Source organism: Deinococcus aquaedulcis, assembly GCF_019693445.1.
Taxonomy (GTDB): Bacteria; Deinococcota; Deinococci; order Deinococcales; family Deinococcaceae; genus Deinococcus; species Deinococcus aquaedulcis.
The window spans coordinates 132,713-158,100 of sequence record NZ_JAHRBL010000003.1 but is presented as its reverse complement, the minus strand read 5'-3'; the positions used below and the strand labels follow the sequence as shown (position 1 = coordinate 158,100).

Here is a 25,388-nt window from a genome sequence, read left to right as displayed (position 1 = left end):
TTCGGACAGGGCCGCGCTTCTCCACGGTTCTGCAGAGGCAAGACTGGGTCAGGGTTTTATGACCTGCGCGAAGTCACGGCCCGCTTCAGGGTAGACTGCGGGGCGTGACCACGCCCGACCCTGTTGCCCGCCGCGTCAAACTCGCGCCGAGCATCCTCGCCTGTGACTTCGCCCGCCTGGGCGAGGAACTGCGCGCCATCGAAAGTGCCGACTGGACACACGTGGACGTGATGGACGGGGCCTTTGTGCCCAACATCTCGTTCGGGCTCCCCATTCTGGCGGCGGCCCGCGCGGCCAGCCCGCTGTTCATGGACGTGCACCTGATGATTGACCGCCCCGAGCGCTACCTGAAGGACTTTGCGGCGGCCGGGGCCGACGGCCTGACGGTGCATGTGGAGGCCACGGCGCACATTCACCGCGCCGTGCAGCAGATCAAGGAACTGGGCAAAAAGGCCGGCGTGACCCTGAACCCGGGCACGCCGCTGGAAACCCTGCGCCCCGTACTGGCCGACGTGGACCTCGTGCTCATCATGAGCGTGAATCCGGGTTTTGGCGGGCAGAAATTCATTCCGCAGAGCCTGGAGCGCATCCGCACCGTGCGCCGCTGGCTGGACGACCTGGGCAGCGCCGCCGAGTTGCAGGTGGACGGCGGCGTGAGTGCCGCCAACGCCCGCGCGGTGGTGCATGCTGGGGCCAGCAATCTGGTGGCGGGCAGCGCGGTCTACGGCAAGGACGGCGCGGCGGCCGGCCTGGAGCGCCTGCGCGAGGCGCTGAAGTAAGCCATGCGCCTGCGCGTTGACCTGCTGCCGCACGGCACCTACCCCGACGTGGTGGTGGTGATAGACGTGCTGCGCGCCACGACCACCGCCGTGACCTATCTGGAACGCGGCGCCGACGCCCTGCTGCTGACCGCCACCCCAGAGGTGGCCCTGGCCCTGCGCGACGGCGCCCCTGAAGGCAGCCCCTACCTGCTGGGCGGCGAGCGCGGCGGCCTGCCCATTCCCGGCTTTGACTTTGGCAACAGCCCCGCCGAGGCAGCGGGCCAGAACTTCACCGGGAAAACGGTGGTCATGAACACCACCAACGGCACTGGCGCGGCCCACACGGCGGCCCGGACCGGCAAGCACATCTTTCTGGCCGCCCTGACCAACGCCCACGCGGCGGCCCGCCGCGCCCGCGCCACCGCCACCGAAGAAATTGCCATTGTCTGCGCGGGCACCGACAGCCATGTGGGCCTGGAAGACGTGTACGCGGCCGGTGTGCTGGCCGAATACCTGCTGGCGATGGGCGAATTTACCGTGGACGACGGCGCCCGCATTGCCCTGACGGTGCGCCGCAACGGCGGGAACCCCTTAGAAGCCCTGAGCAGCAGCGGCCACGGCCAGCACCTCAGCCGCCTGGGGCTGGGCGAGGACGTACGCTTTGCCGCCGGCCTGAGCACCAGCACCCTGGTGCCCACCCTGGTTCCCGGTGAAGGCGCCCCCGAAGGCACCCTGAGATTCACGGCCGGTTAAGACCTGGGGCCGCGCTCCAGACCTGCGCGCCCTGCCCGGCCCCGTACGCTGCGGCCATGACCCTGTTCCGCCCGCTGCTGGCCCTGATCCTGCTCTCGGGGGTGGCCCACGCCGCCACCTACAAGGACCCTTCCGGCACCTTCTCGGCCACGGTGCCGGCGGGCTGGCAGCAGGGGTCGTACCCCGGCACGGCGGTGGTGTTCGCTGGCAAGCGCGAGGGCGACTTTACCTCCAACATCAACGTGATAGTGCAGCCCGTTCCCGCCGGCATGACCCAGGCGCAGTACCACGCCCTGAACGTCAAGCAGATTGGGCAGCTGATCACCGACGGCAAGATTCTGAAAAACCAGGCGGCCACCCTGGGCGGCGTGAAGGGCAACCGGCTGGTGTACACCGGGCGCCAGGGGCAGTACAAGCTGTATTTCATCGCCACCTACGCGGTTAAGGGCAACCGCGTCTACATGGTGACCGCCACCAGCCGCCAGGGCCAGGAAGCCAAGCTGGCCCCGGTGAACGACGCCTTTATCAAGAGCTTCAAAGTGCTCAAGTAGAGCCACACAGCTGCGCAGGTACGGCTGGCGGCGGGGCGCTACCATGAAGACTCGATGAACGCCGCCCCCGACTTTCTGCGCCTGCTGCGCGACGAGCAGTACGGCACCCTTCAAGAGCATCTGGGCGGGCTGCAGCGCCAGTTTGAGGCCGGGCAGCTGGCCGAGCGCGACCTGCTGAACGCTTTTCAGGCTTTCCAGCAGCCGGACCCCGCCCTGGGGGAGCGCTTCAGCGCGTGGATGGACGCGCATATGGGCTCTTACGAGGCGCATGTGGCGCTGGCAGAGTGGCTGCTGTCGCGGGCCTGGGCCGCGCGGGGAGAGGCGAAGTCCAGCCATGTGAGCGATCAGGGGTGGCGTGGGCTGGAGCACTTTACCGAACAGGCCACCGCCTGCGCCGGGCACGCCGTGACACTCACGGCCAATCCCCTGGCAGCGTGGGCCGTGAGTGGCTGGGCCGCCAACAGTCTGGGCTGCCGAGTTTCGGCCGCCGAGGTGGACGCCCAGCAGTATCCCGACTGGTTTACCCAGGGGCTGGCGGCCAATCCGCAAAGCCTGACCTTAAGGCGCATCATGCTCTACCACCTGCGCGAGGAATGGGGCGGCAGCGAGGCGCAGATGCTGGCGTTCGTGCGCCAGCAGCAGGCCAGCGGTCTGCTCTCCGAGACAGACATGCAGCGCCTCTGGGCCGAATTTCACGTCTGTGTGTCGCACCACGCGATGGCGTTTACCCGCGACTTTGTGGTGGCGGTTGAGCGTGCCCAGCTGGCGGCCAACCTGCGCGACCTCCATGCCAACCAGCTGTTTGTCGCCCTGACCATTGCCGGGCGTTCCCTGGCCGAGCGCCGCGCGGCTCTGGAGCGCTATCTGGCTGCAGCCGAGCAGGATGAGGACGCTGCGCTGGACGGCAATGGCCTCATTGCTTTCGTGCACGGCTGGCAGGGGCTTGAAGACTTGGCCCCCCGCGTGGCGGGCCTCCTCAGGCGCGCGGCGGAGCGGGGTGACACCGACGCCATGATCGGCTTGGGCAAGCTGCAACTGGCGGGGCCTGCGTGGCGTCTGCCCGACGCCCTACCCTGGCTGCTGCGGGCCCGCGATGAAGGCAACCGCGAGGCCGCTGAACTGCTCGTGGTCCTGCGTGCGGACCAGGAGCCCGAAGAGGTCAACCGGGATGCCCTGCGGGCCGCTGACCTGGGAAGTCCCGACCTGAGCTGGCACGTCTATGGGCACTTTGGTGCCTTTCGCCAGCAATTTGGTCTGGATGAGCGAGACCGTTACCGCTATCTGCTGCGCGCCGCAGACGCGGGAAACAATGACGCCCGCGTCGCGCTGGCCCAGCAGCTGCGGGCCGGGCGCGTCGAAGTGGGCGGAGACGGGGTGCTGCGCCCGGTCAAGACGCGCCCCATCCAGGACAGCCTGAATTACGCGCGCCACCTGCTGGAGCGGGCTGGGGGGAGCGGTCATGCAGGTGCCCAGCGCCTGCTGGCCCGCAGCAAGGCGCGTGACTGGGAAGCGGGGACGGCCCGGCGTGCACTGCTGTGGCCGGCGCTGCCCTTCACACTCTCGGCCCTGCCCTCCACGCTTTCAGCTCTGCCACTGCCCACCGCTGGTCAGGCCCTGCGGCCCCTGCTGGCGCTGGGCATCATGTCCGTGGTGCTGTTCCGGGCGTGTCATCAGGCAGAGCCCTCTGAGCCGTGGCGCCAGGTTCTTACGCCGGAGCAGCGTGCGCTGGTGGAACGCATCGAAAGCGGCGACGCGCGGCCAGTGTTTGAAGGGGACCGTCTGCGCCTTGATGATGTGAAGCCAGCTGTGCCCTGAACCGCAGACCCAGACCCACCCCAACCCGCTACCCTGTGCCTCATGACGGCTTCTGACCTGTCCCTCCCGGCGGTGACCCCGGTGGCCTCCGTGGATTTCACGGCCATTCCCAGTCCGGCCTTTGTGCTCGACGAATCACGCCTGCGCCGCAACCTCGCCCTGATCTCGCAGGTGCAGCGCGAGAGCGGCGCGCAGATTATCGTGGCCTTCAAGGGCTTTTCGATGTGGTCGGCTTTTCCCCTGCTGCGCGAGTACGGCATCACGGGCGCCACCGCCAGCAGCCTGAACGAGGCCCTCCTGGCGCGCGAAGAGATGCAGGGCGAGGTCCACGTGTACGCGCCCGCCTACAGCGACGAGGAGTTTCCGCGCATCCTGGAACTGGCCGATCACCTCGTGTTCAACTCGTTCTCGCAGTGGCAGCGCTTCAAGCCGCAGGTCGAAGCGGCGCGGGCCGCCGGGCGCACCCTGCATGTGGGCATCCGCGTGAACCCCGAATACGCCGAGGTGGAAACGGACCTGTACAACCCCGCCGGGCCCTTTTCCCGCCTGGGCGTCACCCGCCGCGAATTCCGCCCGGAGCTGATGGACGGCGTGGACGGCCTGCACTTCCACACCCTGTGCGAGAAAGACAGTGACACCCTGGAGCGCACCCTGGAGGTGCTGGAGCGCAACTTCGGGGACGTGCTGGGGCAGGTGAAGTGGGTCAACTTTGGCGGTGGCCACCTGATGACCCGCGAGGGCTACGACATCCCGCGCCTGATCCGCGTGGTGCGCGCCTTCCGCGAGAAATGGGGCGTGCACGTGATTCTGGAACCCGGCAGCGCCTTTGGCTGGCAGACCGGCTGGCTGGTCAGTTCGGTGCTGGACGTGGTGCACAACGTCAAGGACGCCGCGCTGCTGGACATCTCGGTGTCGGCCCACATGCCCGACGTGCTGGAAATGCCCTACCGCCCCCGCATCCTGGGCGCGGGTGACCCCCCCGAACACGACCACCGCGAGGCCGTGGACGCCCCTCCCGGCCACCCGTACCTGATCGGCGGCACCACCTGCCTGGCAGGCGATGTGGTGGGCGAATATGTGTTTCCCGGGCAGCTGGCCATTGGCGACCGGGTGGTCTTTGACGACATGATTCACTACACGATGGTCAAGACCACCTTCTTCAACGGGGTTAAGCACCCGGACATCGGCATTCTGCGCCTGGACGGCACCTACGAGCGCGTGAAAACCTTTGGCTACGAGGAATTCAAGGCCAAGCTGAGCTAGGGTTGCTAGGCAACGCACGCTAAAGGAGAGGCAGACGCGGAACCCCATGCAGAGTGGGGTTCCGCGTCCTGCGTATTTCGTTCCCGAGTGTTGCTCCGTTTGGCGCGGTGGGAGGGCTGGCCCCGTTCCATCTATGGGGCCCTGTTCCCCTTTGCCCCCGGGTCACGCGCCCTGTCTGCCCGCCGCTTTGTGCCTGCCCATCTCCTTACCCTGAAACTGGTCGCGCCGGTGGCTCTGGCTTGGGTCCTGCGGGGCCACTGGCGCGCGGGTCATGGGTGCGGGGCAGAGCAAGGAGGTGAGGTTCCGTCAGGCTGGTGCGGCTGACCAGGGCGGGTCTGCTTAGCTGCCGCAGCCGCCGCCACCACAGCTGCTGCCGCAACTGCTTCCGCTGTCACTGCTGCTGTCGCCGCCGTGGTGGCTGGCCGCGTCTGCCCCCGACACGTCCCCGCCGCCCAGCAGGACCACGCCCCCGTCTCCCCAGCCGTCCTTCTCGCGGCGGCGCGAGCGGGGTCCGGGGCGCGCTGTGCGGCTGAGCAAGAGCACGAGGGCAAAGGCCCCCAGGGCGATCCACAGCGCGGCCGGGCTCCAGGCAAAGGTCAGGCCGGCCACCAGGGCCGCCAGCGTGGCGAGGCCCAGCCCGGACAGGCGGGCACTGCCCCGCGTACGTTGTGGGGGTGAAGCGGCCGTGGTCACCTCGGCCGGCCGGGGGCGTGGCCACACGTCAGCGGGGGCCGGGTGACCGAACGCGGCGGCGTAGGCTTCCAGCGTCTGCGCGTACTGCGCTTCAAAGCGCGCGGCGTCTTCCGGGTGGCCCTCGCCGGGCTCGTGGTGCAGGGGCCGGGGCAGCAGCGGCGTCAGGCGCTCCCAGTAGTCGCGGGTAAAGGTGAGGTGCAGGTGCCAGACCTCGTCCACCGCGCGCGACGGCGTGACCGGGTGCGGGCAGGTGGCCGCCAGATACACGAAGCGCCGGTATTCCCGCGCGGCCACCTGGGTCTGGGCCGGTGTCCAGCCCTGGGCCTGCGAGAGGCGGCGCAGCAGGGCCGGGGGCAGGTCGTGGTGCTGCAGGGCGGTCCACAGGGGGTCCGCCGGGGGGGCGCAGAGAACAGGGTTGACCGTGGACTGACAGAACAGGTCGTGGTGGCTCATGGCCAGTGCTCCCTTGACGGCAGGGCGCTCAGGGCCGACCAGGACGGTCGGCGCGTGTCCTCTTCCGTCGCCTTCAGGGTGCGCCTGCTGTGTCAGTCGCTCGTCAGGCTGCCCCCGGCCGTGGGGGGAGTACGCGGCTCACCTTCAGGAGGGCCTGACATAGGGGCTGGCAGCGCCGCCTTGGGATTGCAGGTCTGGGCGTAGGCGTCCTGCACCGCCTGCACCAGCTCTTCGCTGCTGAGCACCCCGCGCAGGTCCAGCAGGGTCACGATTTCATGGGGGTTCAGGGCCGGGTTCATGCAGGCGCGCAGCAGCGCGTAGTGCACCACGCTGGTGCCGGGGCGCGCGCCGCCCGCCGGGGTCCAGGCCACCCGCAGCGCCGGCATCAGCACCGAGGCGAGGCACACCACCTCGCGCTGGTGGCGCCGCAATTCCTTGTGCAGCGCCCCCACCGAATGCACGCCCACGTAGTGCAGCAACTTGGCCAGTCGCTGCGGGCGCTCGGGGTCGTTCCAGCCGGTCAGCAGCGGCACGTTCAGTTCCCGCGCCACCTCGGCGTCCAGGTCACGCACGGGGGGTGTGGCCAGCAGGTGGGACATGCTGGCGGCGTCAATGAGCACGCTGTCGGGGGCCTCCTGCACGCGCTGGGGCAGCGTCTCGGCATAATCGCGCGACAGGCGGTGCAGTGCCATGAATTCCTCGTCGGCCATTTCCAGCAGGCCCGCCAGCCGGTAAAAGCGCCGCTGCACCTCGCGCGGAATGGCCTCGCGGTTCTTGTACCCCAGGTCGTGCTCAATTTCGGCCCAGGCGTGCTGCAGGATGGAGCGGATCTGCACCTCGAACTTGTAGCCCGCGTACGCCGACAGGTCCGGCGTCTGCGGCGTGACCTCCACCACGTAATGCACGCCCATATAGCCGAAGCGGTCCGGGTCGTGCATCTTGCTCTTGTCAATGGAGTTTTCCCAGTCCAGGGTGTGGTGTTCTTCCAGCAGGCGCGACACCAGCCCCACATCGGACTCGAAATAGGTGATCACGCGCACGGCCACAAGGTCCGTGACGTCCGAGAGGCTGGCGTAGCGCCCAGGCTTGCGCCGCAGCTTGTCTTCCAGGCTGGGGCGTTTTTTCACGCGGGCCGTGATGTGGTGAATGTTGAGCCCGGCCTCGGCAATCAACCGGGTGGTGTGCGCCACTGCTGCCTCCCGCAGGCCCTCGAAGGCAGGCAACTGGGCTTCATATGCGGCCAGCAGCCCTTCACTCATCGCCCCGCAGCATACGCCGTGCTATCCCGGGGGGCATGCGCGTTTCTCTGCCCTGCCTTGTTCTGGGTGCCGCGCTGGCCCTGTCCAGCGCGCAGGCCGCGCCCAGCGTGTACGTGGCCTACCCCCCGGACGGCCACCGGGTGGCCTTCGACCATGTGATCTTGGAAGGCAGCGTGAGCCCCGGCGCGGCCCTGACCGTCAGCGGCGTGGCGGTGCCCACCGGCCCGGACGGCCTGTTCATCACCTGGTGGCCGCTGAAGGCCGGGGCCAACGCCCTGCGGCTGGTGGCGCGCCAGGGCGGCCAGAGTGTGTCGCGGGTGCTGACCGTCACCCGCACGGTGCCCGCCAGCCTGCCGGCTGTGCCCACCGCCATCGCGCGCGCCAGCGTGCAGCCCGCGCAGCCCACCGAATTCTGGGACCCGGCCGGCGACACCCCCGCCGAGCGCCGCGTGCCGGTGCGCTTTCAGGGCTCGCCGGGCGGGCAGGCCACCTTCCGGGTGGCGGGCGGCCCCGCGCAGCCCCTGACCGAGGGCCCGGCCGGCGTGTACAGCGGCGCCTACACCCTGCCCACCGGCGCGGTGCTGAGGGCCGCCCCCGTGACTGTCAGCCTGCGCGGGCGCGACGGCCGCACGGTGAGCGCGACGGCCCCTGGCCGGCTGAGTAGCGCGCCGGGCACCGCCCGCACGGTGGTGCAGCCCCCCGGCAGCGTGCCAGGCCTGGGCGTGAACGCGGCGGGCACCCGCCTGACCACCTTGAACGGCCAGCCGCTGCTGTACCCGCGCGAGGACATGACCTTCCGCGCCGTGGGCCGCGTGGGCCCGGACCTGCGCGTGCGGCTGGCCCCCGGCGTGGGCGCGCTGGTGACGGCCGCCCAGGTGACGCCGCTGGACGGCACGCCCCCTGCCCCCACAGGGGGGCCGATGGCGGTGGACACGGAACCGGCAGCGGGGCCCCTGGCGCCAGCCCAGGGCCCTGCAGCCCTGCCCGCCCCCGAAGTCGTGCTGCGCCTGCCCATCGGGGCCGCGCGGCCACCTTTCACCGTGGAACAGCCCTCGGCGCGGCGGGTTACGCTGACTGTGTATGGCCAGACAGCCGCGCCTTTCACGCCTCCGGCGGGGCCGCTGCCCTGGCCGCTGGAGCGGCTGGAAGTGCAATCGCTGGCCGGTGGGCTGATCACCCAGGTCAGCGCCGTGCTGGCCGCGCCACTGTGGGGTTTTACCGCCAACCCAGAGGGGGAAGACCTGCGCCTGACCCTGCGCCCGCCGCCCACTGTGGACCCGGCGCGGCCCCTGGCCGGGCGCGTGATCACCCTGGACCCGGGGCACGGCGGCAGCCAGAACGGCGGAGCGGGCAGCCTGCGCGTGCCCGAAAAGGGGTTGGTGCTGCCCATCGCCCTGCGCGCCGCCGAATTGCTGCGCGCCCAGGGGGCCACCGTGAACCTCACCCGCACGGGGGACGTGACCCTGGGGCTGGTGGAACGGGGCCTGAGTGCTGAGGCGGCGGGCAGCGACCTGCTGATCTCGATTCACGCCAACGCCCTGCCCGATGGCCGCGACCCGCGCGGGATCCGGGGCCCGGAGGTGTACTTTTCACACCCGCAGGCGCAGCCTCTGGCGGCGGCCTTGCTGGCGGCCCTGCGCGCCCGGTTGCCGGACCTGGGCCCGGGGGCGGGCCTGAAACCCGGCGCCGACCTTGCCCTGACGCGCCCCACCACCCAGCCCAGTGTGCTGGTGGAACTGGGCTACCTGACCGATCCCGGTAACCTGCGCCTGCTGCACAGCCCCGACGGCCAGGAGCGCATGGCCCAGGCCATCGCCCAGGGGGTGGCCGACCTGTTTCAGGCTGAGGCGGCGAGATGAGAGGCGATCAGCCCATGACCGGGGCGCCGCTGGACCCCGCTGCTCTGCTGCAGGTCCCGGCCAGCGCGCAGGCGGCCGAGGCGCTGCAGCGCCGCTGGGCGGGACAGGTCGTGGCCAGCGATGCCCTGGGCCCGGTCACGACCGTGGCCGGCGTGGACGTGGCTTACCACGAGTCCAGCGGTGAGCTGGTGGCCGCCGCCGTGCTGCTGGACGCCACCTCGTTGACGGTGCTGGAGGAGGTCACCGTCCGGGACCACGCGCGCTTTCCGTATGTGCCGGGCCTCTTTTCCTTCCGGGAATGCTCGCCGGTAGCGCGGGCGGTGCAGGCCCTGAGCCGCCGACCGGACCTGATCGTCTGCGACGGGCATGGTGTTGCCCACCCGCGCCGGTTCGGGCTGGCCTGTCATCTGGGGCTGGCGCTGAACATCCCCACCATCGGCTGCGGCAAAACGCGCCTGACGGGTGAGGACACAGCGCCGGGCCTCCCCCGGGGTGAGTGGACCCCGCTGCTGGACGGCCCCGAGGTGCTCGGCGCGGCGCTGCGCACCCAGAGCGGCGTGCGGCCCGTCTACGTGTCGGTGGGGCACCGGGTGTCGTTGCCCACCGCCCTGGCCTGGGTGCTGCGCCTGAGCCCCCGGTACCGCCTGCCCGAGACCACCCGCGCGGCGGACGGTCTGGTGCGGCGCGCCCTGGCTGAGGTCCCCCATGCGTGATCTGCGCGCCTATCTGGGCCAGCGGGTGCGGGTGGTGGTGGACCGCCCGCTGGGCTCGGTGCACCCACGCCACCCGGACCTGCGCTACCCGGTGAATTACGGCGAACTGCCCGGCACCTGTAGCGGCGACGGCCAGCCGGTGGACGCCTACCTGCTGGGCTGGGACGCGGCCGTGCCCGAGGCCGAGGGCGAGGTGATCGCGGTGATTGAGCGCCTGAACGACGCCGAGGACAAGCTGGTGGTGGCGCGCGACGGCACCCACTGGAGTGACGACGCGATTGCCACCATCATCCGGTTTCAGGAACAGTATTTCCACACGCGGCTGGTGCGGCCTGAAGCCAGCCCGGCGCCCTCTGGCCCTTGACCGCACTGGCCCAGGCCCCCGGTGGGCCCCCTGCGCCCGGAGCCCGGCCAGTCCCCGCTCGTTTCACCTGGACTCGACCGTAAACGGTTTTGCCGAAGGTGAGATAAGGTCAGCCCCATGACCACACACCGGCCCGTCACGCTCATCACTGGCGCTTCCGGGGGCATCGGGTCGGCGCTGGCCCACGCTCTGGCCCCCACCCACGACCTGATCCTGAGTGGCCGGGGCGGGGCCGCGCTGGAGCGCCTGTGTGCCGAACTGGGTGCCCAGCCGCTGCCCCTGGACCTGACCCGCCCCGAGACCTTTGAAGGTGCGCTGGGCGGGCTGGGTCGGGTCACGAACCTCGTGCACAACGCCGGGGTGGTGGACCTGGGGGCTGTGGCCGACCAACCCCACGATCTCTGGACCCGGACGCTGGCCGTCAACACCGTGGCCCCGGCCGAACTGACCCGGGTGCTGCTGCCCCGCGTGCGCGCCGAACAGGGCGTGGTGGTGTTCGTGAACAGCGGCGCGGGCCTGCGGGCCAATGCGGGCTGGGGCAGCTACGCCGCCAGCAAGTTCGCCCTGCGCGCCCTGGCCGACGCTCTGCGTGAAGAAGAGGCGCCGCACGGCGTGCGCGTGACCTCGGTATACCCGGGGCGCACCGCCACACCCATGCAGGAGAAGGTCCGCACGCAGGAGGGGGCCCCCTACACCCCAGAGGCGTTTATCCAGCCTGAAACCGTGGCGGCCACCATCGCCTTTGCCCTGAACGCCCCGCGTGACGCTACCCTGCCGGACCTCAGCGTGCGCCCCGGGCCTCAGGTCAGCCGCCCCCACGAGGCCGGCGCATGAGTGCCGCCGCCCTGTACGACGCGGTGGTGGTGGGCGCCGGGCCCGCCGGCCTGAACGCCGCGCTGGTGCTGGGAGGCGCCGGGCGCCGGGTGCTGCTGCTGGACGGCGGCCCGCCGCGCAACGTCCGCGCCCAGGCCGCCCACGGGGTCTTTACCCGCGACGGCGCCACGCCCGTGACCCTCAAGACGCTGGGGCTGGGGGACCTGTCTCCCTACGCGGTCACGGTGCAGCCCGAACTGGCCCGCGAAGTGGCCCCCGCCCCGGACGGCTTTGCCCTGCGCTTGGAAGGCCGCTGGGTGCGTGCGCGCCGGGTGCTGTTTGCCACCGGCGTGCGCGATGTGCTGCCCACCGTGCCGGGCCTGCGTGAACGCTGGGGCGCCACCGTGCACCACTGCCCCTACTGCGACGGCTGGCCCAACAAGGACGCCCGGCTGGGCGTGCTGGGCTCGGGGCAGGAGGGCCACCACCTCGCCCTGAGCGTGCGCTCGTGGTCGCAGCGCGTGACCCTGCTGACCGACGGCCCCGACGAACTGACCGACGAGCAGCGCGAGGATCTGCGCCGCGTGGGCATCCCGGTACATACGGCGCCGATTCTGCGGCTGGGTGGGCGGCAGGACGTGCGCGTGCGCTTCCGGGCGTCGCTGGCGGACCCGGCGGAAGGGGAGGCCACCCCCGCTGATTCGCTGTGCCTGGACGCCCTGTTCCTGAACCCCACCCAGCAGCAGCGCAGCACCCTGCCCGCCGCCCTGGGCTGCGAACTGAACGACAAGGGCCGCGTGGTGGTCAACGAACACGGCATGACCAGCGTGCGCGGCGTGTGGGCAGCGGGCGACATGACCGGCGCCCCGCAGTACGTCATGAGCGCGGCGGCCAGCGGCATGATCGCCGCCGTGTCGCTGAACACCACCCTGATTCACGAGGAGGTGCGGCACATGGGCGCGGCCTTCCACAAATCGCCCGATGAACCGGAAGGGGAGGGCGAAGCCTCCTGAGCCTCGGCTGAGCATCGTGTGTAAGATGCTGCCTATGTCTCCACGCGCCATTCTCTTTGATCTGGACGGCACCTTGCATGACCGCGCCGCCACCCTGCGCGCGTGGCTGGCCGAGCACACCGCGCGCTTTGCCCTGCCAGACGGCTACGCCGAGCGGTTCGTGGAGCTGGACGATTTCGGCTACCGGTCCAAAACCGAGGTGGTGCCCCAGCTGGTGAACGAATTTGGGCTGACCCACGATCCCCAGGCCCTGCTGGACCATTACTCGGGCCACATGGCCCACGCCGTGCCCATGCCGCACGCCCACGAGGTTCTGCGTGAACTGCGCTCGCGGGGGGTGCGGCTGGGGGTGGTCACCAACGGCTGGGCAGCGGTGCAGCTGGCCTGCCTGGACCGCTGCGGCCTGACCGGGCTGGTGGACGACGTGGTGATCAGCAAGGCGGTGGGGCTGAGCAAGCCGGACCCGCGTATCTACGAGCTGGCGCTGGCGCGGCTGGGGGTGGCGGGGGCAGAGACGTGGTTTGTGGGGGATTCGCCGCGCAACGATGTGTGGGGGCCGCAGCAGGTGGGGGTGCGGGCGGCGTATTTGCCGACGGGGCATGGGTTGGGGGGGGAGGTGCCGGAGGTGGTGTTGAAGGATTTGTGGGGGGTGGTGGGGTTGGGGTGAGGGGGGGTTTTTGGGCGGGGTCGTTTGCTTGTTTGCCCCACCCCCCCAGCCCCCCATCCCCAGAGGGGACGGGGGGAGCGGCGCTGCGCTGGCAAACGTTGACTGACGATGTGGGGCGGCCCGGCTTCGCCCCGCTGTGTACGCCGTGGCATTCCTTCGCCTATCGTCGTACGCCCGCGCGCTTCGCGCACGACGGCTTCCGTTGCTGGCCCCGTAGGGGTGAAGGGTGGGGACGCTGAGGGCACGAGGTTCTACTTTTGAAAAGCAGTAAGAACCAGAGCTGCTTTTGCCTTTCAAAGTAGAACCTGCTGGGCCGCACCAAGACACTTTGCCCCCTTACCGCCCAGGTCCAGACGAGGCCGTCGTGCCCGAAGGGCGCGGGCCATTGCGCGAACGCGGAGGATGGCGTCGAAGCCGGACACGTCAACGAATGGAGCAACCCCAGCCGACGTCAGTAAAAACTCTTGCCCAGTGCTAACGTCGCTCCCCCCTGCCCCTCCGGGGTAGGGGGGCTGGGGGGTGGGGCAAACAAGCAGCGCAGTGCAAGCCACCACGAACCCTCCCCATCCCCCGTACCATGCCCCCCGTGACCCCCGCCACCCTCCCCATCCACACCGTCATTCCCGCCGTCCAAACCGCCCTCCACACCCACCCCCTCGTCGTTCTCCAGGCCCCCCCCGGCGCCGGCAAGAGCACCGCCCTGCCCCTGGCCCTGCTGAACGAACCGTGGCTGGCCGGGCAAAAGATCATCATGCTGCAGCCCCGGCGGGTGGCGGCGCGGGCGGTGGCGGCGCGGCTGGCGGAAGGGTTGGGCGAGCGGGTGGGGGAGACGGTGGGCTACCGGGTGCGCTTCGAGGCGCAGGTGTCGGCCGGCACCCGGCTGGAAGTGGTCACCGAGGGCATCCTGACGCGGCGGCTGCAGCGCGATCCAGAGTTGGCGGGGGTGGGGCTGGTCATTCTGGACGAGTTTCACGAACGTTCCCTGAACGCCGACCTCGCCCTGGCCCTGCTGCGCGACCTGCTGGGGGCCCTGCGCGACGATCTGCGCGTGCTGGTCATGAGCGCCACGCTGGACCCCGCACTGCCCGGGCGCCTGGGGGCGCCGCTGGTCGAGAGTGCGGGCCGGGCCTACCCCGTGGAGGTGCGCTATCTGGCCGCCGACCCCACCGGGCGCGTGGAAGACGCCGTGGCCCGGCAGGTGCGCGCGGCCCTGGCCGAGCACGAGGGCGACGTGCTGGCCTTTCTGCCCGGCGTGCGTGAGATTCGCGGGGCGATGGGCCTGCTGTCCGGGGTGGACGCCGCCGTGTTGCCGCTGTACGGCGACCTGCCGGTGCGCGAGCAGGGACGCGCCCTGCGCCCGGACCCAGAGGGGCGGCGCAAGGTGGTGCTGGCGACCAGCATCGCGGAGACCTCGCTGACCATTGAGGGCGTGCGGGTGGTGGTGGACGGCGGCCAGAGCCGCTGGGCGCAGTTCGATCCGGCCACTGGGCTCTCGCGCATGGTCACGGGCAGGGTCACGCAGGACGCGGCGGCGCAGCGGGCGGGCCGCGCCGGGCGCACGGCCCCGGGGGTGGCCTACCGCCTCTGGAGCGAGCGCACCCAGGCGCTGCTGCCCGCCGCCCGCCCGCCCGAACTGCTGGAAGCCGACCTCGCGCCGCTGACCCTGGAACTGGCGCAGTGGGGCGTAACGGACCCGGCCGCCCTGCAGTGGCTGGACCTGCCGCCCGAGCGCCGGGTGGCCTCGGCCCGCGAGCTGCTGCGGGGCCTGGGCGCCCTGGACGACCGTGGCCGCATCACCCCGGAGGGCAAGCGCCTGCTGGACTTTCCCACCCACCCGCGCCTCGCCCACCTGCTGACAGGCCAGGAGGCCCCCGCCCTGGCCGCCGATGTGGCCGCGCTGCTGGAAGAACGCGACCCCCTCCCCCCGGGCAGCGGCGCGGACCTGACCGACCGGGTGGCGGCCCTGCGCGCGTGGCGCCGCCGGGAGGGCCATGGGGGCGACGTGGCTGTGCTGGAACGTATCGAGCGCCTCTCCAGGCAGTGGCGCACCCTGCTGGGCGTGCGCCCGGACGACGCGGCGCCGGACCCCTTCGCCGTGGGCGCCCTCGTGGCGCGTGCCTACCCCGAGCGGGCCGCCCTGGCGCGCGAAGCCCATTCGGGCCTGCGGCGGGGGCGCTTTCTGCTGGCTGGAGGACAGGGCGCGGCCCTGCCCGAAGGCGACGCCCTGGCAGGCACCCGCGCGCTGGCGGTGGCCCACCTGGACGCCGCGCAGGCCGAGGGGCGGATCTTCCTGGCCGCGCCGCTGGACCCGGCGGTGCTGAGCGCCGGGGCGCCGTGGGTGGACGCCGTGCGCTGGGACAGCCGCGCGGGCACGCTGGTGGCGCAGCAGGAGCGGCGTTTTGGCGCCCTGGTGCTAGAGACGCGGCCCCTGCGGGACCTGCCCCAGGAGGCCCGCAGGGCCGCGCTGCTGGGCGCGGTGCGGGAGGAGGGCCTGGGCGTGCTGACCTTTGGCCCCGAGGCCCAGGCCCTGCGTGACCGGGTGGGGTCACTGCGCCACTGGCGCCCGGACGACAGCTGGCCGGATCTGACCGACGCGGGCCTGCTGGCGACGCTGGACGTGTGGCTCGCGCCGCACCTGGGCAGCGCCCGTTCCCGTGAGGATCTGGGTCGCCTGAACCTGCTGCCCGCCCTGCAGGCCCTGTTGCCGTGGCCCCGGCCCGCGCAGCTCGACGAGCTCGCCCCCACCCACCTCACCGTGCCCACCGGCAGCCGCATTCGCCTGACCTACCGCCCCGGCGAGGCGCCCATCCTGGCCGTGAAGTTGCAGGAACTCTTTGGGCTGGCCGAGACGCCGGCCGTCAACGGGGGCCGCACGCCCGTGCTGCTGCACCTGCTGTCGCCGGCCGGGCGCCCGGTGCAGGTCACGCAGGATCTGCGCTCGTTCTGGAACTCGTCGTATTTCGAGGTGCGCAAGGACCTGCGCGGCCGGTATCCCAAGCACCCCTGGCCCGACGATCCCTGGAACCACGCGCCCATGCGGGGCACCAAAAAGCGCGGCGTTTAGGCCGGGCAGCACTGGGGGCATGCCCCCCCCAGCGGGCCGCACCTGCGGCCCCATGCCCGGCCGGGGGCTGCCATGCTGGGAGGCGATGAACACGCTCGCCCGCTTTTCCCGTACCACTCTCGCCGCCACTGCCCTGGGCGCCGCCGGGCTGGCCCAGGCCGCTGACTACTCGAAAACCATGTGGTCGTACGCCACCGGGCAGGCCAAGACCAAGCCTGTAATTGACAGCCGCATGGGCACGGAGCTGATCATGCAGATGTGGGCCCAGCCTGCGGGCGTGCCCACCGAGGCCCTGATGTTCATGTATATGCCCAAGCGCAGCCCGGAGCACTGGGCCATTCTGCTGGTGAACCCCAAGGGCAAGGCGGGCGAGTTCGTGGGCGCGCGGCAGCTGATCTTTCTGAAGGCCGCCAAAAAGGACGGCGAGGTGATGAACATGTACCGCCTGGGCGACGGCATGTTCAAGAATCTGTACCTCATGGAAGGCAACGTGAAAGACCGCTCGGGCCAGATGTCGCGCCTCGTGATGCTGCTGACCCCGCAACTGGTGGAGCAGAACCTGGACCCCAAGGACCTGCTGGACTGAGGCGGGCGCGGGTGCCCATTGCAAGGGGACTGCTTTGACCTGCAGGGATAACCTCCGGCTGTGGGCTCATTGAGAGGAGCAGCATGTTCCAGCCTTGGGTCGGGCAAGCGCGCCTCAGTTTTGCCTGCGCCGGTTCCTTGTCACCCACCCCGTTCGCTCGGAAGGCGTGCTGGGTCCTGCTGTGAGCTCTTCAGCTGTCACCAGTGCGCCCGGCCTTACTCCGCCGGTTTGCTGGCCACGAACAGTACGCGGGTAAAGGCGTAATACAGCCGCTCGCCGGGATAGGCGGCCTGCAACCTCGCCCGGTAAGCGGCCAGGAAGCGCGCCCCGGTGGCGTCGTCCAGCCGCGACAGGTAGGGCACCAGCGCTGTGCCGCGTGTCCAGGCAATCAGGCCTTCAGCGCCGTCCAGCACCACCGGGTACACCTTGCTCAGGGCCGTGATGTCCTGGGCCCCCAGGGCGTCCAGATGCTCGGCATAGGCGGCCGGGCTCAGGACCGGCGAGGCGCCGTGCGCGGTGCCAAAGCGGGTATAGCCGCCCAGCGCCGCTGCAAAATCGGCGGCGGTCTCGCTCAGCAGGCGGTGGCTGGGGTGGTCGTGGTTGGCGGGCACCTGCACGGCCAGCACGCCGCCCGGATTCAGGTGGCTCCACAGCCTGGGGAGCAGCGCTGGGTGGTCGGGCAGCCACTGGAGCGAAGCATTGGCGTGAATCAGGTCAAAGCTGCCTGAAAGCGCCGCGATGTTCCCCGGCACAAAGCGCACGTTGGGGGCGTCGTGCGCGGCGGCGCGCGCCAGCATCTCGGGGCTGCTGTCCAGACCGGTCACTTCGGCGTCGGGGAAGCGGCGGGCCAGGGCCTGCGTGTGCTCGCCGGTACCGCAGCCCAGGTCCACCACCCAGCGGTAGGGCCTGTCTGGAATCAGCGCGTGCAGGTCCTGCACCGGGGCGCTGCGGGCGGCCTTGAACTGGTCATACAGGTCGGGGTTCCAGGGCATGCGGCCAGCGTAAGGGGTGGCTGTCCTCCGTTGTCCGTACTTCAGTGGTAACACGGCAAGGGCAAAAAAAATCCCGCCTGGGGCGGGACTCAGAGCAGGCGGGCCAGAGTGCCGCCCAGCAGCATCAGCAGAAACAGCGAGAGGGTAAAGGCCAGCAGTTGTCGGGTGCCGGGGCGGTCGCCTTCGCGGCCACGCCAGATCATGCCGCGCGCCCGGTCTGGGGCGAGCCAGGGTGCAGGCTGCCCAGGGCGGCCTTCAGGTGCTTGTAGACCTCGCGCTGCAGTTCCAGGTCCTCGGGCAGTTCGTAACGCAGCTGCTCCATGGCCTGCATCAGGTGGGCGCCGCCAGGGGTGCGCTCGTGGTCGGGGCGGGCCCAGTCGGGCAGTTCGGGGGTGGTTGTGGGGGCGCGCTTGGCGTCGTCCCAGTCGGCCCAGGTCTTGGGCAGGTCATACAGGTAGCGGCCAATGCCGAAGTGCACGGCGCAGCGCTTCAGGGCGTCACTGCTCGCAGCCTTCAGGGTCCCCAGGTCGCCTTCCTGGGCCTCGCCGATGTCCTCGCGGGTCACGCCCAGCACGGTCAGGCGGCCCTTCACGGTGGGCAGGCGGGTACCGGGCACAACCTCCACCTCGAAGCTCCAGCCATCGGGGCAGATGGAATCCAGGCGGTCTTGCACCGCGCGGGCGTCAATGTGGGCCAGCATCAGGGCGCGTTTCCGGTCTTTGCTGATGACACCGGGCTTCCACGCCACCATATGAGCGGGAAACGGGGCCTGGAGTCGTTTCTGAACATCGCTCAGTTTCATGGATTTAGTTTATAACAGAATAGAATTACGGTCAAGGCAGAATGGGCGGGCGGGTGTTCTGCCCAGGCGCCGCCTGCCGCCCCCTCGACAAGCCACGGTCTGGAGGCGCCTTCACGCTCTAGCATGCTCGCCATGAGCCGCTCGGCCACCGTGACCCGCCAGACCAGCGAAACGACCATCACTGTTCGCCTGGACCTTGAGACTGCCGCCTATGACCCGCCCCGGACCGGGCACGGGTTTTTTGACCATATGCTCGACGCCCTGGCCCGCCACGCCCGCCTGGGCCTGAGCGTGCAGGCCGAAGGCGACCTGCACATTGAGCCCCACCACCTGATTGAAGACACCGGCATCACGCTGGGGCAGGCGCTGACCCAGGCGCTGGGCGACCGCAAGGGCATTGAGCGCTACGGCAGCGCCTTCGTGCCCATGGACGAAACCCTAACGCATGTGGTGGTGGACCTGTCCGGGCGCGCGCACCTGGCCTTTGAGCCCGAAACGCTGGACGTGTGGGGCACGGCGGGCGGCATGACCCACTACCACCTGCGCGAATTTCTGCGTGGCCTGTGCAACCACGGCGGAATCACGCTGCACGTGCGCCTGCTGGCCGGGCGCGAGGCCCACCACGTGATTGAAGCGGTGATGAAAGCGCTGGCCCGCGCCCTGCGCGACGCGCTTGAGCTGACGTCTGACGCCATGCCCAGCACCAAGGGGAGCCTGTGAGAGCGCCGGAGGTGTTGCTGCTGGACTACGGCGCAGGCAACGTGCGCAGCGCGGCCAAGGCGCTGGAGCGGGCCGGGATGACGGTGAAGGTCAGCGCCGACCCCGCCGACGTGCCCGGTGCGCGGGCGGTGGTGGTGCCGGGCCAGGGCCACTTCCGGCAGGTCATGGAAGCGTTCGACGAGAGCGGTTTTCGCCAGCCGGTGTTGGACGCCGCGAACGCCGGCACGCCGCTGCTGGGCATCTGCGTGGGGATGCAGATGTTACTGGACGGCTCCGAGGAAGCGCCCGGGGTGCAGGGGCTGGGGCTGGTGCCCGGCACGGTGCGCCGCTTCGAGCACCTGCCGGGCCTGAAGGTGCCGCAGATGGGCTGGAACTCGCTGGACAAGGTGGGCGACAGTCCCCTGCTGCGCGACCTCGCCTGCCCGGCTTACGCGTACTTTGTGCACTCCTACTATGTACCCATTGAGACGGAAGTGGACGCCGGGGCGCTGACCGAATACGGCGTGCCGTTCTGGGCGGCCCTCAGCCAGGGCAACGTTCACGCCACGCAGTTTCACCCGGAAAAGAGCGGGGCCGTGGGGCTGGCGATTCTGGAGCGGTTCCGGCGCTATGTGGTGGAGAGGGAAGGCGGCGCGTAGAGGGGGGAGAGTGAACTGGGGCCAGGGGAGGCGAACTCCCATGGGCGCCTGCTCGCGCGGCCAGCCACGCGCCCCCCTTCTGCTGTCCGCTCCTGGTGGACCGGTTCCGGCGCCGTGGTCCACAATCGGGGCATGACGACCCAGACCCGCCCGCCTGTGAACCTCGACTGGTCGACCTTGGGCTTCAGCTACATCCGCACCGACGAACGCTACCTGTCGCACTGGCGCGGTGGGCAGTGGGACAGCGGCCAGCTGACCCTGGACAACGTGCTGCACATCAGCGAGGGTTCTACGGCCCTGCACTACGGGCAGCAGTGCTTTGAGGGCCTGAAGGCCTACCGCGCCGCCGACGGCAGCGTGAACCTCTTCCGCCCCGACCAGAACGCCGCCCGCATGCAGGCCAGCTGCCGCCGCGTACTGATGCCTGAAGTCAGCACCGAGCAGTTCATTGAGGCCTGCCGGCAGGTCGTGAAGGCCAACGAGCACTGGATTCCCCCCTACGGCACGGGCGGCGCGCTGTACCTGCGCCCCTACGTGATCGGGGTGGGCGACAACATCGGCGTGCGCTCGGCATCGGAATTTCTGTTCGGCGTGTTCGCCATTCCGGTGGGTGCCTATTTCAAGGGCGGGCTGACGCCGCACAACTTCATCACGTCCAGTTATGACCGCGCCGCGCCGCACGGCACCGGGGCGGCCAAGGTGGGGGGCAACTACGCCGCCAGCCTGCTGGCCGGTCATGAAGCCAAGGAGCGTCACTTTGCCGACGCCATTTACCTGGACCCCGCCACCCACACCAAGATTGAGGAGGTGGGGGCCGCCAACTTCTTCGCCATCACCAAGGACGGCGGCACCTTCGTCACCCCCAAGTCGCCCAGCATCCTGCCCAGCATCACCAAGTACAGCCTGCTGCACCTGGCCGAGCACCGCCTGGGCCTGAAGGTGGTAGAGGGCGACGTATACATTGACCAGCTTGATGGCTACAGCGAGGCCGGCGCGTGCGGCACGGCGGCCGTGATCACGCCTATTGGCGGGATTCAGCATGGCGAGACGTTCCACGTGTTCTACAGCGAGACGGAAGTCGGCCCGGTGACTCGGCGCCTGTATGACGAGCTGACGGGAATTCAGTACGGTGACCGCCCGGCGCCGGAAGGCTGGTTGGTGAGGGTGTAAGGGCAGCGGGAGGCAGGAGGCGGGGCGCGGTGGGGGAGAGACCCTGGCCGCGCCCCTCACCTTTCTCGTTGCTGTGGTGGCCAAAGCTTGAATGACAGAGAGGACTTGATTAAAGAGAAAAGTAAGAAGATTAAATCTATTCTCATGAAATGACCACTTTGCCTGTGGCCGCTGCGCCTGTCCCCGCTCGCCGCCCAAACTACTGGTTGGGCCTGCTCTTGACCTTCATTGCGCCTGGGGCGGGGTTTACTTACCTCAACCGCATTCCCCTGCATGTGGCGTGGCTGGTGGCGGGCAGCGCGGTTTCCCTGTTCACCGAGTCGTGGGGGACGGCGGGCACTGTCGTTGCCCTGGTCGTCACCGCCTTTCTGCTGATGCACTACCGCGACACGTTTGCCAAAGAGGCCGCTCAGGACTGGGCCAGACCCGCCCTGGCTCAGCCCCTGAAGTGGGGCATCATCGGCGTTCATCTGGTGCTTTCGGTGGGCCTGCAAGCCGTGTTCCTCTTCACTTCTCTGATTCCAGGCATGTTGGAAGCCCGTGGCGAGGCGCAGGAGGCCGCCACTCGCTCGTACGTGATGAACACCTACCTCAGCGTCTACGCCGACAGCGTGGCGGGCAAGGCGAAAGGGGGCGACTGCCTGAGGCAGGGCGGCGCCGTGCCCGCCCCCAAAAGCATCGTGAGCTGCCGTGTGGATGTTTCTGATCCACAGCGGCCCACGCTGACGGTGACCACCAGTGCAGGCGAGACCTTGACTTTCCCGTGAGTGGGCGCCTGAACCCCGTAGGCGTCACTAGATCTTGACTGCACTGCGGCGCCCGCAACGTTTTCCCGTGGCGTTTCCTCCGTCCACTGTGTCCTGTCGTTACCGGGTGGCATAGATGGGGCTGTAAGTTCTGACGCTTAGCCCCAGGGCCAGATCGTCGGCCCGTTCTTCGGGCGTGTCGCCCCAGGTGTCCACAATCAGGGTGGTGGTGCCTGCTGGCCGCGCGGCCTGGCATACCGCCAGCAGCAGGGCGCGGCGCAGTGGGCCAGCGCGCCAGTCTGGGTGAACGCCGGGGCTGCCCACGGCAAGCTCATGCCCGTCCAGCCACGCGCGACAGATGCCCAGGGGTTGGCCGGATGGGGCCAGGGCCACGCGGCTCAGGTCTTCATTCACACCCCCTGCGCCGGGCTGCACGTCCGCTTCTGTGGCGAATGTGTGGCCGATGCGGTCGGCATACGTGCGCTGTGCGGCCAGCCGCTGGGCGAGGTCAGGCAGGTCGGCCAGGGGCAGCAGGGTGACGCCGTCGAGGGTCAATGGCACTTCCTTCGGCAGCGGTCCACTGAGCTGGGCGTAGGCGCCGACCTCGCGCCAGCCCAGGGCCTGCAGGGCAGAGGCTGGCAGTAGGGCCTCGTCGGCGTAGGCATATAGCGGCCCTGTCGCCTGCGCTGCTGTGAGCAGCAACCGCGCGGCCTCCTGCTGCTCAGTCCCCACCAGCGTGCCGCCCAGCACCTCCTGCCCGTGGGCCGGCGAGGGGCGCAGGGCAAGGGCCCCCAGCAGCGCGCCGCCGGGCGCCCAGACCGCCCAGGCGCCGGTCAGCTGCGGCCCCAGCGCGCTCAGGTCAGCCGCCAGCACCTGCTCCACCAGCGGCAACGCGGCGTCGGTGGGCAGGGCGTCCAGTCGCAGGGGCACGCGCCAGTCTAGGACGCAGAGACAACCCGCGCTGCCGCAGTTGCGCCCCTCCTCGCCCCCTCAACCCCTAGACTCCTCGACCTCCGCCTATTCCTCACCGCCTCCTGCTCCCCGCACCCCACCTTTATCTTCCCGTCAGATTGTGCCGGCCCTGAACGGGGCGCCGCTAGACTTTGCCCCATGAGTGAACCGCTTCCGCTGGATCATGGGCACCTGCAACAACTGGTCACGGCGGACCTCGTGCGCCCTGATCACCTGCTGGGCGCGCACCCCACCACGGAAAACGGGGTAGAGGGCGTGCGGTTTGGCGTGTGGGCCCCCAATGCCCACCATGTGAGTGTGGTGGGCGACTTTAACGGCTTCAACGGCTTTGACCACCCCATGCAGCGCCTGGATTTTGGCTTCTGGGGGGCCTTTGTACCGGCGGCGCGCCACGGCCAGCGCTACAAGTATCGTATTACCGCCCAGGACGGCCGTACCGAGGACAAGATGGACCCTTACGGCACCTTTTTCGAGGTGCGCCCGGCCACCGCCAGCATCATCTGGAACCAGCCGTTCACCTGGACCGATGACCGCTGGATGGGGGCCCGCGAGCCGGGACTGGAGCGCCCGGTCAGCATCTACGAGGTGCACCTGCCCTCGTGGGCGCGGCGCGACGACGGCTGGTTCATGAATTACCGTGACCTCGCCCACCGCCTGGGCGACTACGTGCAGTACATGGGCTACACCCACGTGGAACTGCTGGGGGTCATGGAGCATCCCTTCGACGGCTCGTGGGGCTATCAGGTCACCGGGTACTACGCGCCCACCAGCCGCATGGGCAGCCCCGAGGACTTCAAGTATTTCGTCAACCACCTGCATGGCCTGGGAATTGGCGTCCTGCTGGATTGGGTGCCGGGCCATTTTCCCACCGACAACGCGGGCCTGGCGCACTTTGACGGCGGCCCACTGTACGAATACGCCGACCCCCGCAAGGGCTTTCACCAGGACTGGAACACCTACATTTTCGACTATGGCCGCAACGAGGTCGTGATGTTCCTGATCGGTTCGGCCCTGAAGTGGCTGCAGGACTTTCACCTGGACGGCCTGCGGGTGGACGCCGTGGCCAGCATGCTGTACCTGGATTTCTCGCGCACCGAGTGGGTGCCCAACATTCACGGCGGGCGCGAGAACCTCGAAGCCATTGCCTTTCTCAAGCGCCTGAACGAGGTCGCGCACCACATGGCCCCGGGCTGCATGATCATTGCCGAGGAAAGCACCTCGTTCCCGGGCGTGACCACCCCGGCGCCGTTTGGCCTGGGCTTTGACTACAAGTGGGCGATGGGTTGGATGAACGACAGCCTGCGCTACTTCGAGCAGGACCCGCTGTGGCGCAAGCACCACCACCACGCCCTGACGTTTTTCAACGTGTACCGCACCAGCGAGCACTTTGTGCTGGCGATCAGCCACGACGAGGTGGTGCACCTGAAAAAGAGCATGGTGGCCAAGATGCCGGGCGACTGGTACGCCCAGCGCGCCGGCTACCGCGCCTTTCTGGCCCTGATGTGGACCACGCCGGGCAAGAAGCTGCTGTTCATGGGTCAGGAGTTCGCCCAGCCCACCGAATGGAACCACGACGCGCCGCTGCCCTGGCACCTGGCCGATGTGCCCGACCACCGGGGCGTGATGAATCTGGTGAGGCGCCTGAACGGCCTGTACCGCACCCGTCCCGACTGGCATGTGGGCGACACCAAGGAAGAAGGCATGCTCTGGCTGAGCGCCGACGACACCGAGAGCAGCGTGTATGCCTTTGTGCGGCGTGATCCGCAGGGGGGGGGCTGGAGCGTGGTGGTGGCCAACCTGACCCCGGTGTACCGCGAGGCGTACCCGGTAGGTGTGCCGCAGGGTGGCACCTACCGCCTGCTGCTCTCCACCGATGACGGCGACTATGGCGGCTTTGGCACCCAGCAGCCCGACCTGCTGGCCAAGGAAGAAGGGTGGCATGGCCAGACCCACCACCTGCGCCTGAACCTGCCCCCCAACAGCGTGCTGGTGCTGAGCCCGGCCCACGGGCTGGCTGATGGGGAAGACGCGGAAGCTGAAGCGGCAGAGGTGGCCTCGGACCTCCAGTAACGCCGGGCCTGGGGCCGCATTCTCTGAAGCCGCCGTGACCAGCGGGAGTGGGCCAGCAAGAACCAGCTGCGCGTGTACAGGCGCCCGTCGTCTCTGCCAGCTCCACCCTGGGGCCAGAAGGCGAGCCCGGCCCGCGCCGCTGTCTTTGCCAAACAGGCACTGGGTTTGCCCCAGAGGTATGGAGGCCAGACCTCAGGTGCCGTTGGCGTCGCTGCGGTGTGGCGCCGGGCCACGCACCTGCTCTAATAACCCCCATGAGTGCCCCCGACCCCACCCCGCGCCCGGGGCCCGACGCCCTGACCCTGCTGAGTTTTGCCCTGCTGGGGGTGCTGGCGCTGCTGCTGCTGTGGCCACTGCTGACAGGCGGCGCCATGCCCAGTCCGGCGCTGGTGGGCGGGCTCCTGCTGCTGCGGCTGGGCCTGCAGGTGCTGCGTGCCCGGCGCGACGAACGCCTGCGCCGCCCCGCCAGCTGGGCGCTGGACCTGCTGCTGATCGCCCTGATTTTCGGGCAGCTCAGCCGCCAGCCGGGCGGGTAAGTGCCGGCGCGACAACAATGGTCAGGCGCATCTGCCGCGTTCTGTTGCCTGTAGGGGCGGCTCCCCGGCGCGTGGTATCGCCCTCAGGTTCTGGACAGGTTCAGCCTCACCACTC

Annotated in this window: 24 protein-coding genes; 19 read left to right on the top strand and 5 right to left on the bottom strand. The window is 69.7% G+C overall.

The features are described 5' to 3' along the window. The first annotated feature begins 104 nt into the window (after positions 1–104). The 5 genes from rpe to nspC are packed head-to-tail and all read left to right on the top strand — an operon-like array spanning position 105 to position 5,143. Complete coding sequence (rpe, locus tag KMW22_RS05635) at positions 105–779, top strand: ribulose-phosphate 3-epimerase (protein WP_221089058.1); 675 nt, start codon at positions 105–107, stop codon at positions 777–779. A 3-nt stretch (positions 780–782) separates the two neighbouring features. Then, positions 783–1,514 (top strand): 2-phosphosulfolactate phosphatase, encoded by a 732-nt coding sequence (locus KMW22_RS05630; protein ID WP_221089057.1) that lies wholly within the window; start codon positions 783–785, stop codon positions 1,512–1,514. Positions 1,515–1,570: 56 nt separating this feature from the next. Continuing rightward, entirely contained in the window at positions 1,571–2,065 is a 495-nt protein-coding gene (locus KMW22_RS05625) for a PsbP-related protein (protein WP_221089056.1), read from the top strand. A gap of 54 nt (positions 2,066–2,119) precedes the next feature. Next, positions 2,120–3,880 carry a DUF4034 domain-containing protein gene (locus tag KMW22_RS05620; RefSeq protein ID WP_221089055.1) on the top strand — a complete coding sequence of 587 codons (1,761 nt, stop codon included), beginning with the start codon at positions 2,120–2,122 and terminating at the stop codon, positions 3,878–3,880. Positions 3,881–3,922: 42 nt separating this feature from the next. After that, positions 3,923–5,143: a carboxynorspermidine decarboxylase gene (gene nspC, locus KMW22_RS05615; protein WP_221089054.1), complete on the top strand. Its 1,221-nt coding sequence runs from the start codon at positions 3,923–3,925 to the stop codon at positions 5,141–5,143. A 339-nt stretch (positions 5,144–5,482) separates the two neighbouring features. Here nspC and KMW22_RS05610 read toward each other — a convergent pair whose 3' ends face one another. Both KMW22_RS05610 and KMW22_RS05605 read right to left on the bottom strand, forming a co-directional pair. Beyond that, positions 5,483–6,289 (bottom strand): glycine-rich domain-containing protein, encoded by an 807-nt coding sequence (locus KMW22_RS05610; RefSeq protein ID WP_221089053.1) that lies wholly within the window; start codon positions 6,287–6,289, stop codon positions 5,483–5,485. Positions 6,290–6,381: 92 nt separating this feature from the next. Further along, on the bottom strand, positions 6,382–7,548 hold the full coding sequence (locus KMW22_RS05605; RefSeq protein ID WP_221089052.1) for a GTP pyrophosphokinase: 1,167 nt from the start codon (positions 7,546–7,548) through the stop codon (positions 6,382–6,384). Positions 7,549–7,583: 35 nt separating this feature from the next. On the opposite strand from KMW22_RS05605, the gene KMW22_RS05600 reads away from it, so the two are divergent. The 8 genes from KMW22_RS05600 to KMW22_RS05565 all read left to right on the top strand — a co-directional run bounded on the left by KMW22_RS05600 (position 7,584) and on the right by KMW22_RS05565 (position 16,627). Next, entirely contained in the window at positions 7,584–9,407 is a 1,824-nt protein-coding gene (locus KMW22_RS05600; RefSeq protein ID WP_221089051.1) for an N-acetylmuramoyl-L-alanine amidase, read from the top strand. Further along, complete coding sequence (nfi, locus tag KMW22_RS05595; RefSeq protein ID WP_221089050.1) at positions 9,404–10,120, top strand: deoxyribonuclease V; 717 nt, start codon at positions 9,404–9,406, stop codon at positions 10,118–10,120. Before KMW22_RS05600 ends, nfi begins: the two co-directional genes overlap by 4 nt. Continuing rightward, on the top strand, positions 10,113–10,484 hold the full coding sequence (locus KMW22_RS05590; RefSeq protein ID WP_235692651.1) for an inorganic diphosphatase: 372 nt from the start codon (positions 10,113–10,115) through the stop codon (positions 10,482–10,484). Before nfi ends, KMW22_RS05590 begins: the two co-directional genes overlap by 8 nt. 117 nt (positions 10,485–10,601) lie before the next feature. Further along, complete coding sequence (locus KMW22_RS05585) at positions 10,602–11,318, top strand: SDR family oxidoreductase (protein ID WP_221089049.1); 717 nt, start codon at positions 10,602–10,604, stop codon at positions 11,316–11,318. Further along, the gene (locus KMW22_RS05580) at positions 11,315–12,310 is read left to right on the top strand and encodes an NAD(P)/FAD-dependent oxidoreductase (RefSeq protein ID WP_221089048.1); all 996 of its coding nucleotides are present in this window, start codon (positions 11,315–11,317) and stop codon (positions 12,308–12,310) included. The genes KMW22_RS05585 and KMW22_RS05580 overlap by 4 nt, the downstream gene beginning before the upstream one ends. Before the next feature lie 34 nt (positions 12,311–12,344). Next, entirely contained in the window at positions 12,345–12,977 is a 633-nt protein-coding gene (locus tag KMW22_RS05575; protein ID WP_235692649.1) for an HAD family hydrolase, read from the top strand. Between the two features lie 577 nt (positions 12,978–13,554). Then, positions 13,555–16,041, top strand: a complete 2,487-nt coding sequence (hrpB, locus tag KMW22_RS05570; RefSeq protein WP_221089046.1) for an ATP-dependent helicase HrpB — start codon at positions 13,555–13,557, stop codon at positions 16,039–16,041. An 85-nt stretch (positions 16,042–16,126) separates the two neighbouring features. Then, a complete protein-coding gene (locus KMW22_RS05565; protein ID WP_221089045.1) occupies positions 16,127–16,627 on the top strand; it encodes a hypothetical protein in 501 nt (166 codons plus the stop codon). A 215-nt stretch (positions 16,628–16,842) separates the two neighbouring features. On the opposite strand, the gene KMW22_RS05560 is transcribed toward KMW22_RS05565, so the two are convergent. Next, on the bottom strand, positions 16,843–17,619 hold the full coding sequence (locus tag KMW22_RS05560; RefSeq protein WP_221089044.1) for a methyltransferase domain-containing protein: 777 nt from the start codon (positions 17,617–17,619) through the stop codon (positions 16,843–16,845). A gap of 199 nt (positions 17,620–17,818) precedes the next feature. After that, a complete protein-coding gene (ddrA, locus tag KMW22_RS05555) occupies positions 17,819–18,421 on the bottom strand; it encodes a single-stranded DNA-binding protein DdrA (RefSeq protein WP_221089043.1) in 603 nt (200 codons plus the stop codon). 132 nt (positions 18,422–18,553) lie between these two features. On the opposite strand from ddrA, the gene hisB reads away from it, so the two are divergent. The 4 genes from hisB to KMW22_RS05535 all read left to right on the top strand — a co-directional run bounded on the left by hisB (position 18,554) and on the right by KMW22_RS05535 (position 21,716). Further along, complete coding sequence (gene hisB, locus KMW22_RS05550; protein WP_221089042.1) at positions 18,554–19,141, top strand: imidazoleglycerol-phosphate dehydratase HisB; 588 nt, start codon at positions 18,554–18,556, stop codon at positions 19,139–19,141. After that, the gene (gene hisH / locus KMW22_RS05545; RefSeq protein WP_221089041.1) at positions 19,138–19,779 is read left to right on the top strand and encodes an imidazole glycerol phosphate synthase subunit HisH; all 642 of its coding nucleotides are present in this window, start codon (positions 19,138–19,140) and stop codon (positions 19,777–19,779) included. The genes hisB and hisH overlap by 4 nt, the downstream gene beginning before the upstream one ends. 132 nt (positions 19,780–19,911) lie before the next feature. Further along, on the top strand, positions 19,912–20,949 hold the full coding sequence (locus tag KMW22_RS05540; protein WP_221089040.1) for a branched-chain amino acid aminotransferase: 1,038 nt from the start codon (positions 19,912–19,914) through the stop codon (positions 20,947–20,949). A 149-nt stretch (positions 20,950–21,098) separates the two neighbouring features. Beyond that, positions 21,099–21,716: a hypothetical protein gene (locus KMW22_RS05535; RefSeq protein WP_221089039.1), complete on the top strand. Its 618-nt coding sequence runs from the start codon at positions 21,099–21,101 to the stop codon at positions 21,714–21,716. Positions 21,717–21,815: 99 nt separating this feature from the next. On the opposite strand, the gene KMW22_RS05530 is transcribed toward KMW22_RS05535, so the two are convergent. Further along, positions 21,816–22,625, bottom strand: coding sequence for a hypothetical protein (locus KMW22_RS05530; protein ID WP_221089038.1), 810 nt, complete (start codon positions 22,623–22,625; stop codon positions 21,816–21,818). 180 nt (positions 22,626–22,805) lie between these two features. On the opposite strand from KMW22_RS05530, the gene KMW22_RS05525 reads away from it, so the two are divergent. Further along, positions 22,806–24,737 carry a 1,4-alpha-glucan branching enzyme gene (locus KMW22_RS05525; protein ID WP_221089037.1) on the top strand — a complete coding sequence of 644 codons (1,932 nt, stop codon included), beginning with the start codon at positions 22,806–22,808 and terminating at the stop codon, positions 24,735–24,737. Between the two features lie 254 nt (positions 24,738–24,991). Beyond that, positions 24,992–25,273 (top strand): hypothetical protein, encoded by a 282-nt coding sequence (locus tag KMW22_RS05520; RefSeq protein ID WP_221089036.1) that lies wholly within the window; start codon positions 24,992–24,994, stop codon positions 25,271–25,273. Positions 25,274–25,388: the final 115 nt, after the last annotated feature.

Excerpts from the sequence above, each read along its gene's own strand:
- KMW22_RS05630 (WP_221089057.1), top strand. The coding sequence starts at position 783 with ATGCGCCTGCGCGTTGACCTGCTGCCGCACGGCACCTACCCCGACGTG.
- KMW22_RS05625 (WP_221089056.1), top strand. The coding sequence starts at position 1,571 with ATGACCCTGTTCCGCCCGCTGCTGGCCCTGATCCTGCTCTCGGGGGTG.
- KMW22_RS05620 (WP_221089055.1), top strand. The coding sequence starts at position 2,120 with ATGAACGCCGCCCCCGACTTTCTGCGCCTGCTGCGCGACGAGCAGTAC.
- nspC (WP_221089054.1), top strand. The coding sequence starts at position 3,923 with ATGACGGCTTCTGACCTGTCCCTCCCGGCGGTGACCCCGGTGGCCTCC.
- KMW22_RS05610 (WP_221089053.1), bottom strand. The coding sequence starts at position 6,289 with ATGAGCCACCACGACCTGTTCTGTCAGTCCACGGTCAACCCTGTTCTC.
- KMW22_RS05605 (WP_221089052.1), bottom strand. The coding sequence starts at position 7,548 with ATGAGTGAAGGGCTGCTGGCCGCATATGAAGCCCAGTTGCCTGCCTTC.
- KMW22_RS05600 (WP_221089051.1), top strand. The coding sequence starts at position 7,584 with ATGCGCGTTTCTCTGCCCTGCCTTGTTCTGGGTGCCGCGCTGGCCCTG.
- nfi (WP_221089050.1), top strand. The coding sequence starts at position 9,404 with ATGAGAGGCGATCAGCCCATGACCGGGGCGCCGCTGGACCCCGCTGCT.
- KMW22_RS05590 (WP_235692651.1), top strand. The coding sequence starts at position 10,113 with ATGCGTGATCTGCGCGCCTATCTGGGCCAGCGGGTGCGGGTGGTGGTG.
- KMW22_RS05585 (WP_221089049.1), top strand. The coding sequence starts at position 10,602 with ATGACCACACACCGGCCCGTCACGCTCATCACTGGCGCTTCCGGGGGC.
- KMW22_RS05580 (WP_221089048.1), top strand. The coding sequence starts at position 11,315 with ATGAGTGCCGCCGCCCTGTACGACGCGGTGGTGGTGGGCGCCGGGCCC.
- KMW22_RS05575 (WP_235692649.1), top strand. The coding sequence starts at position 12,345 with ATGTCTCCACGCGCCATTCTCTTTGATCTGGACGGCACCTTGCATGAC.
- hrpB (WP_221089046.1), top strand. The coding sequence starts at position 13,555 with ATGCCCCCCGTGACCCCCGCCACCCTCCCCATCCACACCGTCATTCCC.
- KMW22_RS05565 (WP_221089045.1), top strand. The coding sequence starts at position 16,127 with ATGAACACGCTCGCCCGCTTTTCCCGTACCACTCTCGCCGCCACTGCC.
- KMW22_RS05560 (WP_221089044.1), bottom strand. The coding sequence starts at position 17,619 with ATGCCCTGGAACCCCGACCTGTATGACCAGTTCAAGGCCGCCCGCAGC.
- ddrA (WP_221089043.1), bottom strand. The coding sequence starts at position 18,421 with ATGAAACTGAGCGATGTTCAGAAACGACTCCAGGCCCCGTTTCCCGCT.
- hisB (WP_221089042.1), top strand. The coding sequence starts at position 18,554 with ATGAGCCGCTCGGCCACCGTGACCCGCCAGACCAGCGAAACGACCATC.
- KMW22_RS05540 (WP_221089040.1), top strand. The coding sequence starts at position 19,912 with ATGACGACCCAGACCCGCCCGCCTGTGAACCTCGACTGGTCGACCTTG.
- KMW22_RS05535 (WP_221089039.1), top strand. The coding sequence starts at position 21,099 with ATGACCACTTTGCCTGTGGCCGCTGCGCCTGTCCCCGCTCGCCGCCCA.
- KMW22_RS05525 (WP_221089037.1), top strand. The coding sequence starts at position 22,806 with ATGAGTGAACCGCTTCCGCTGGATCATGGGCACCTGCAACAACTGGTC.
- KMW22_RS05520 (WP_221089036.1), top strand. The coding sequence starts at position 24,992 with ATGAGTGCCCCCGACCCCACCCCGCGCCCGGGGCCCGACGCCCTGACC.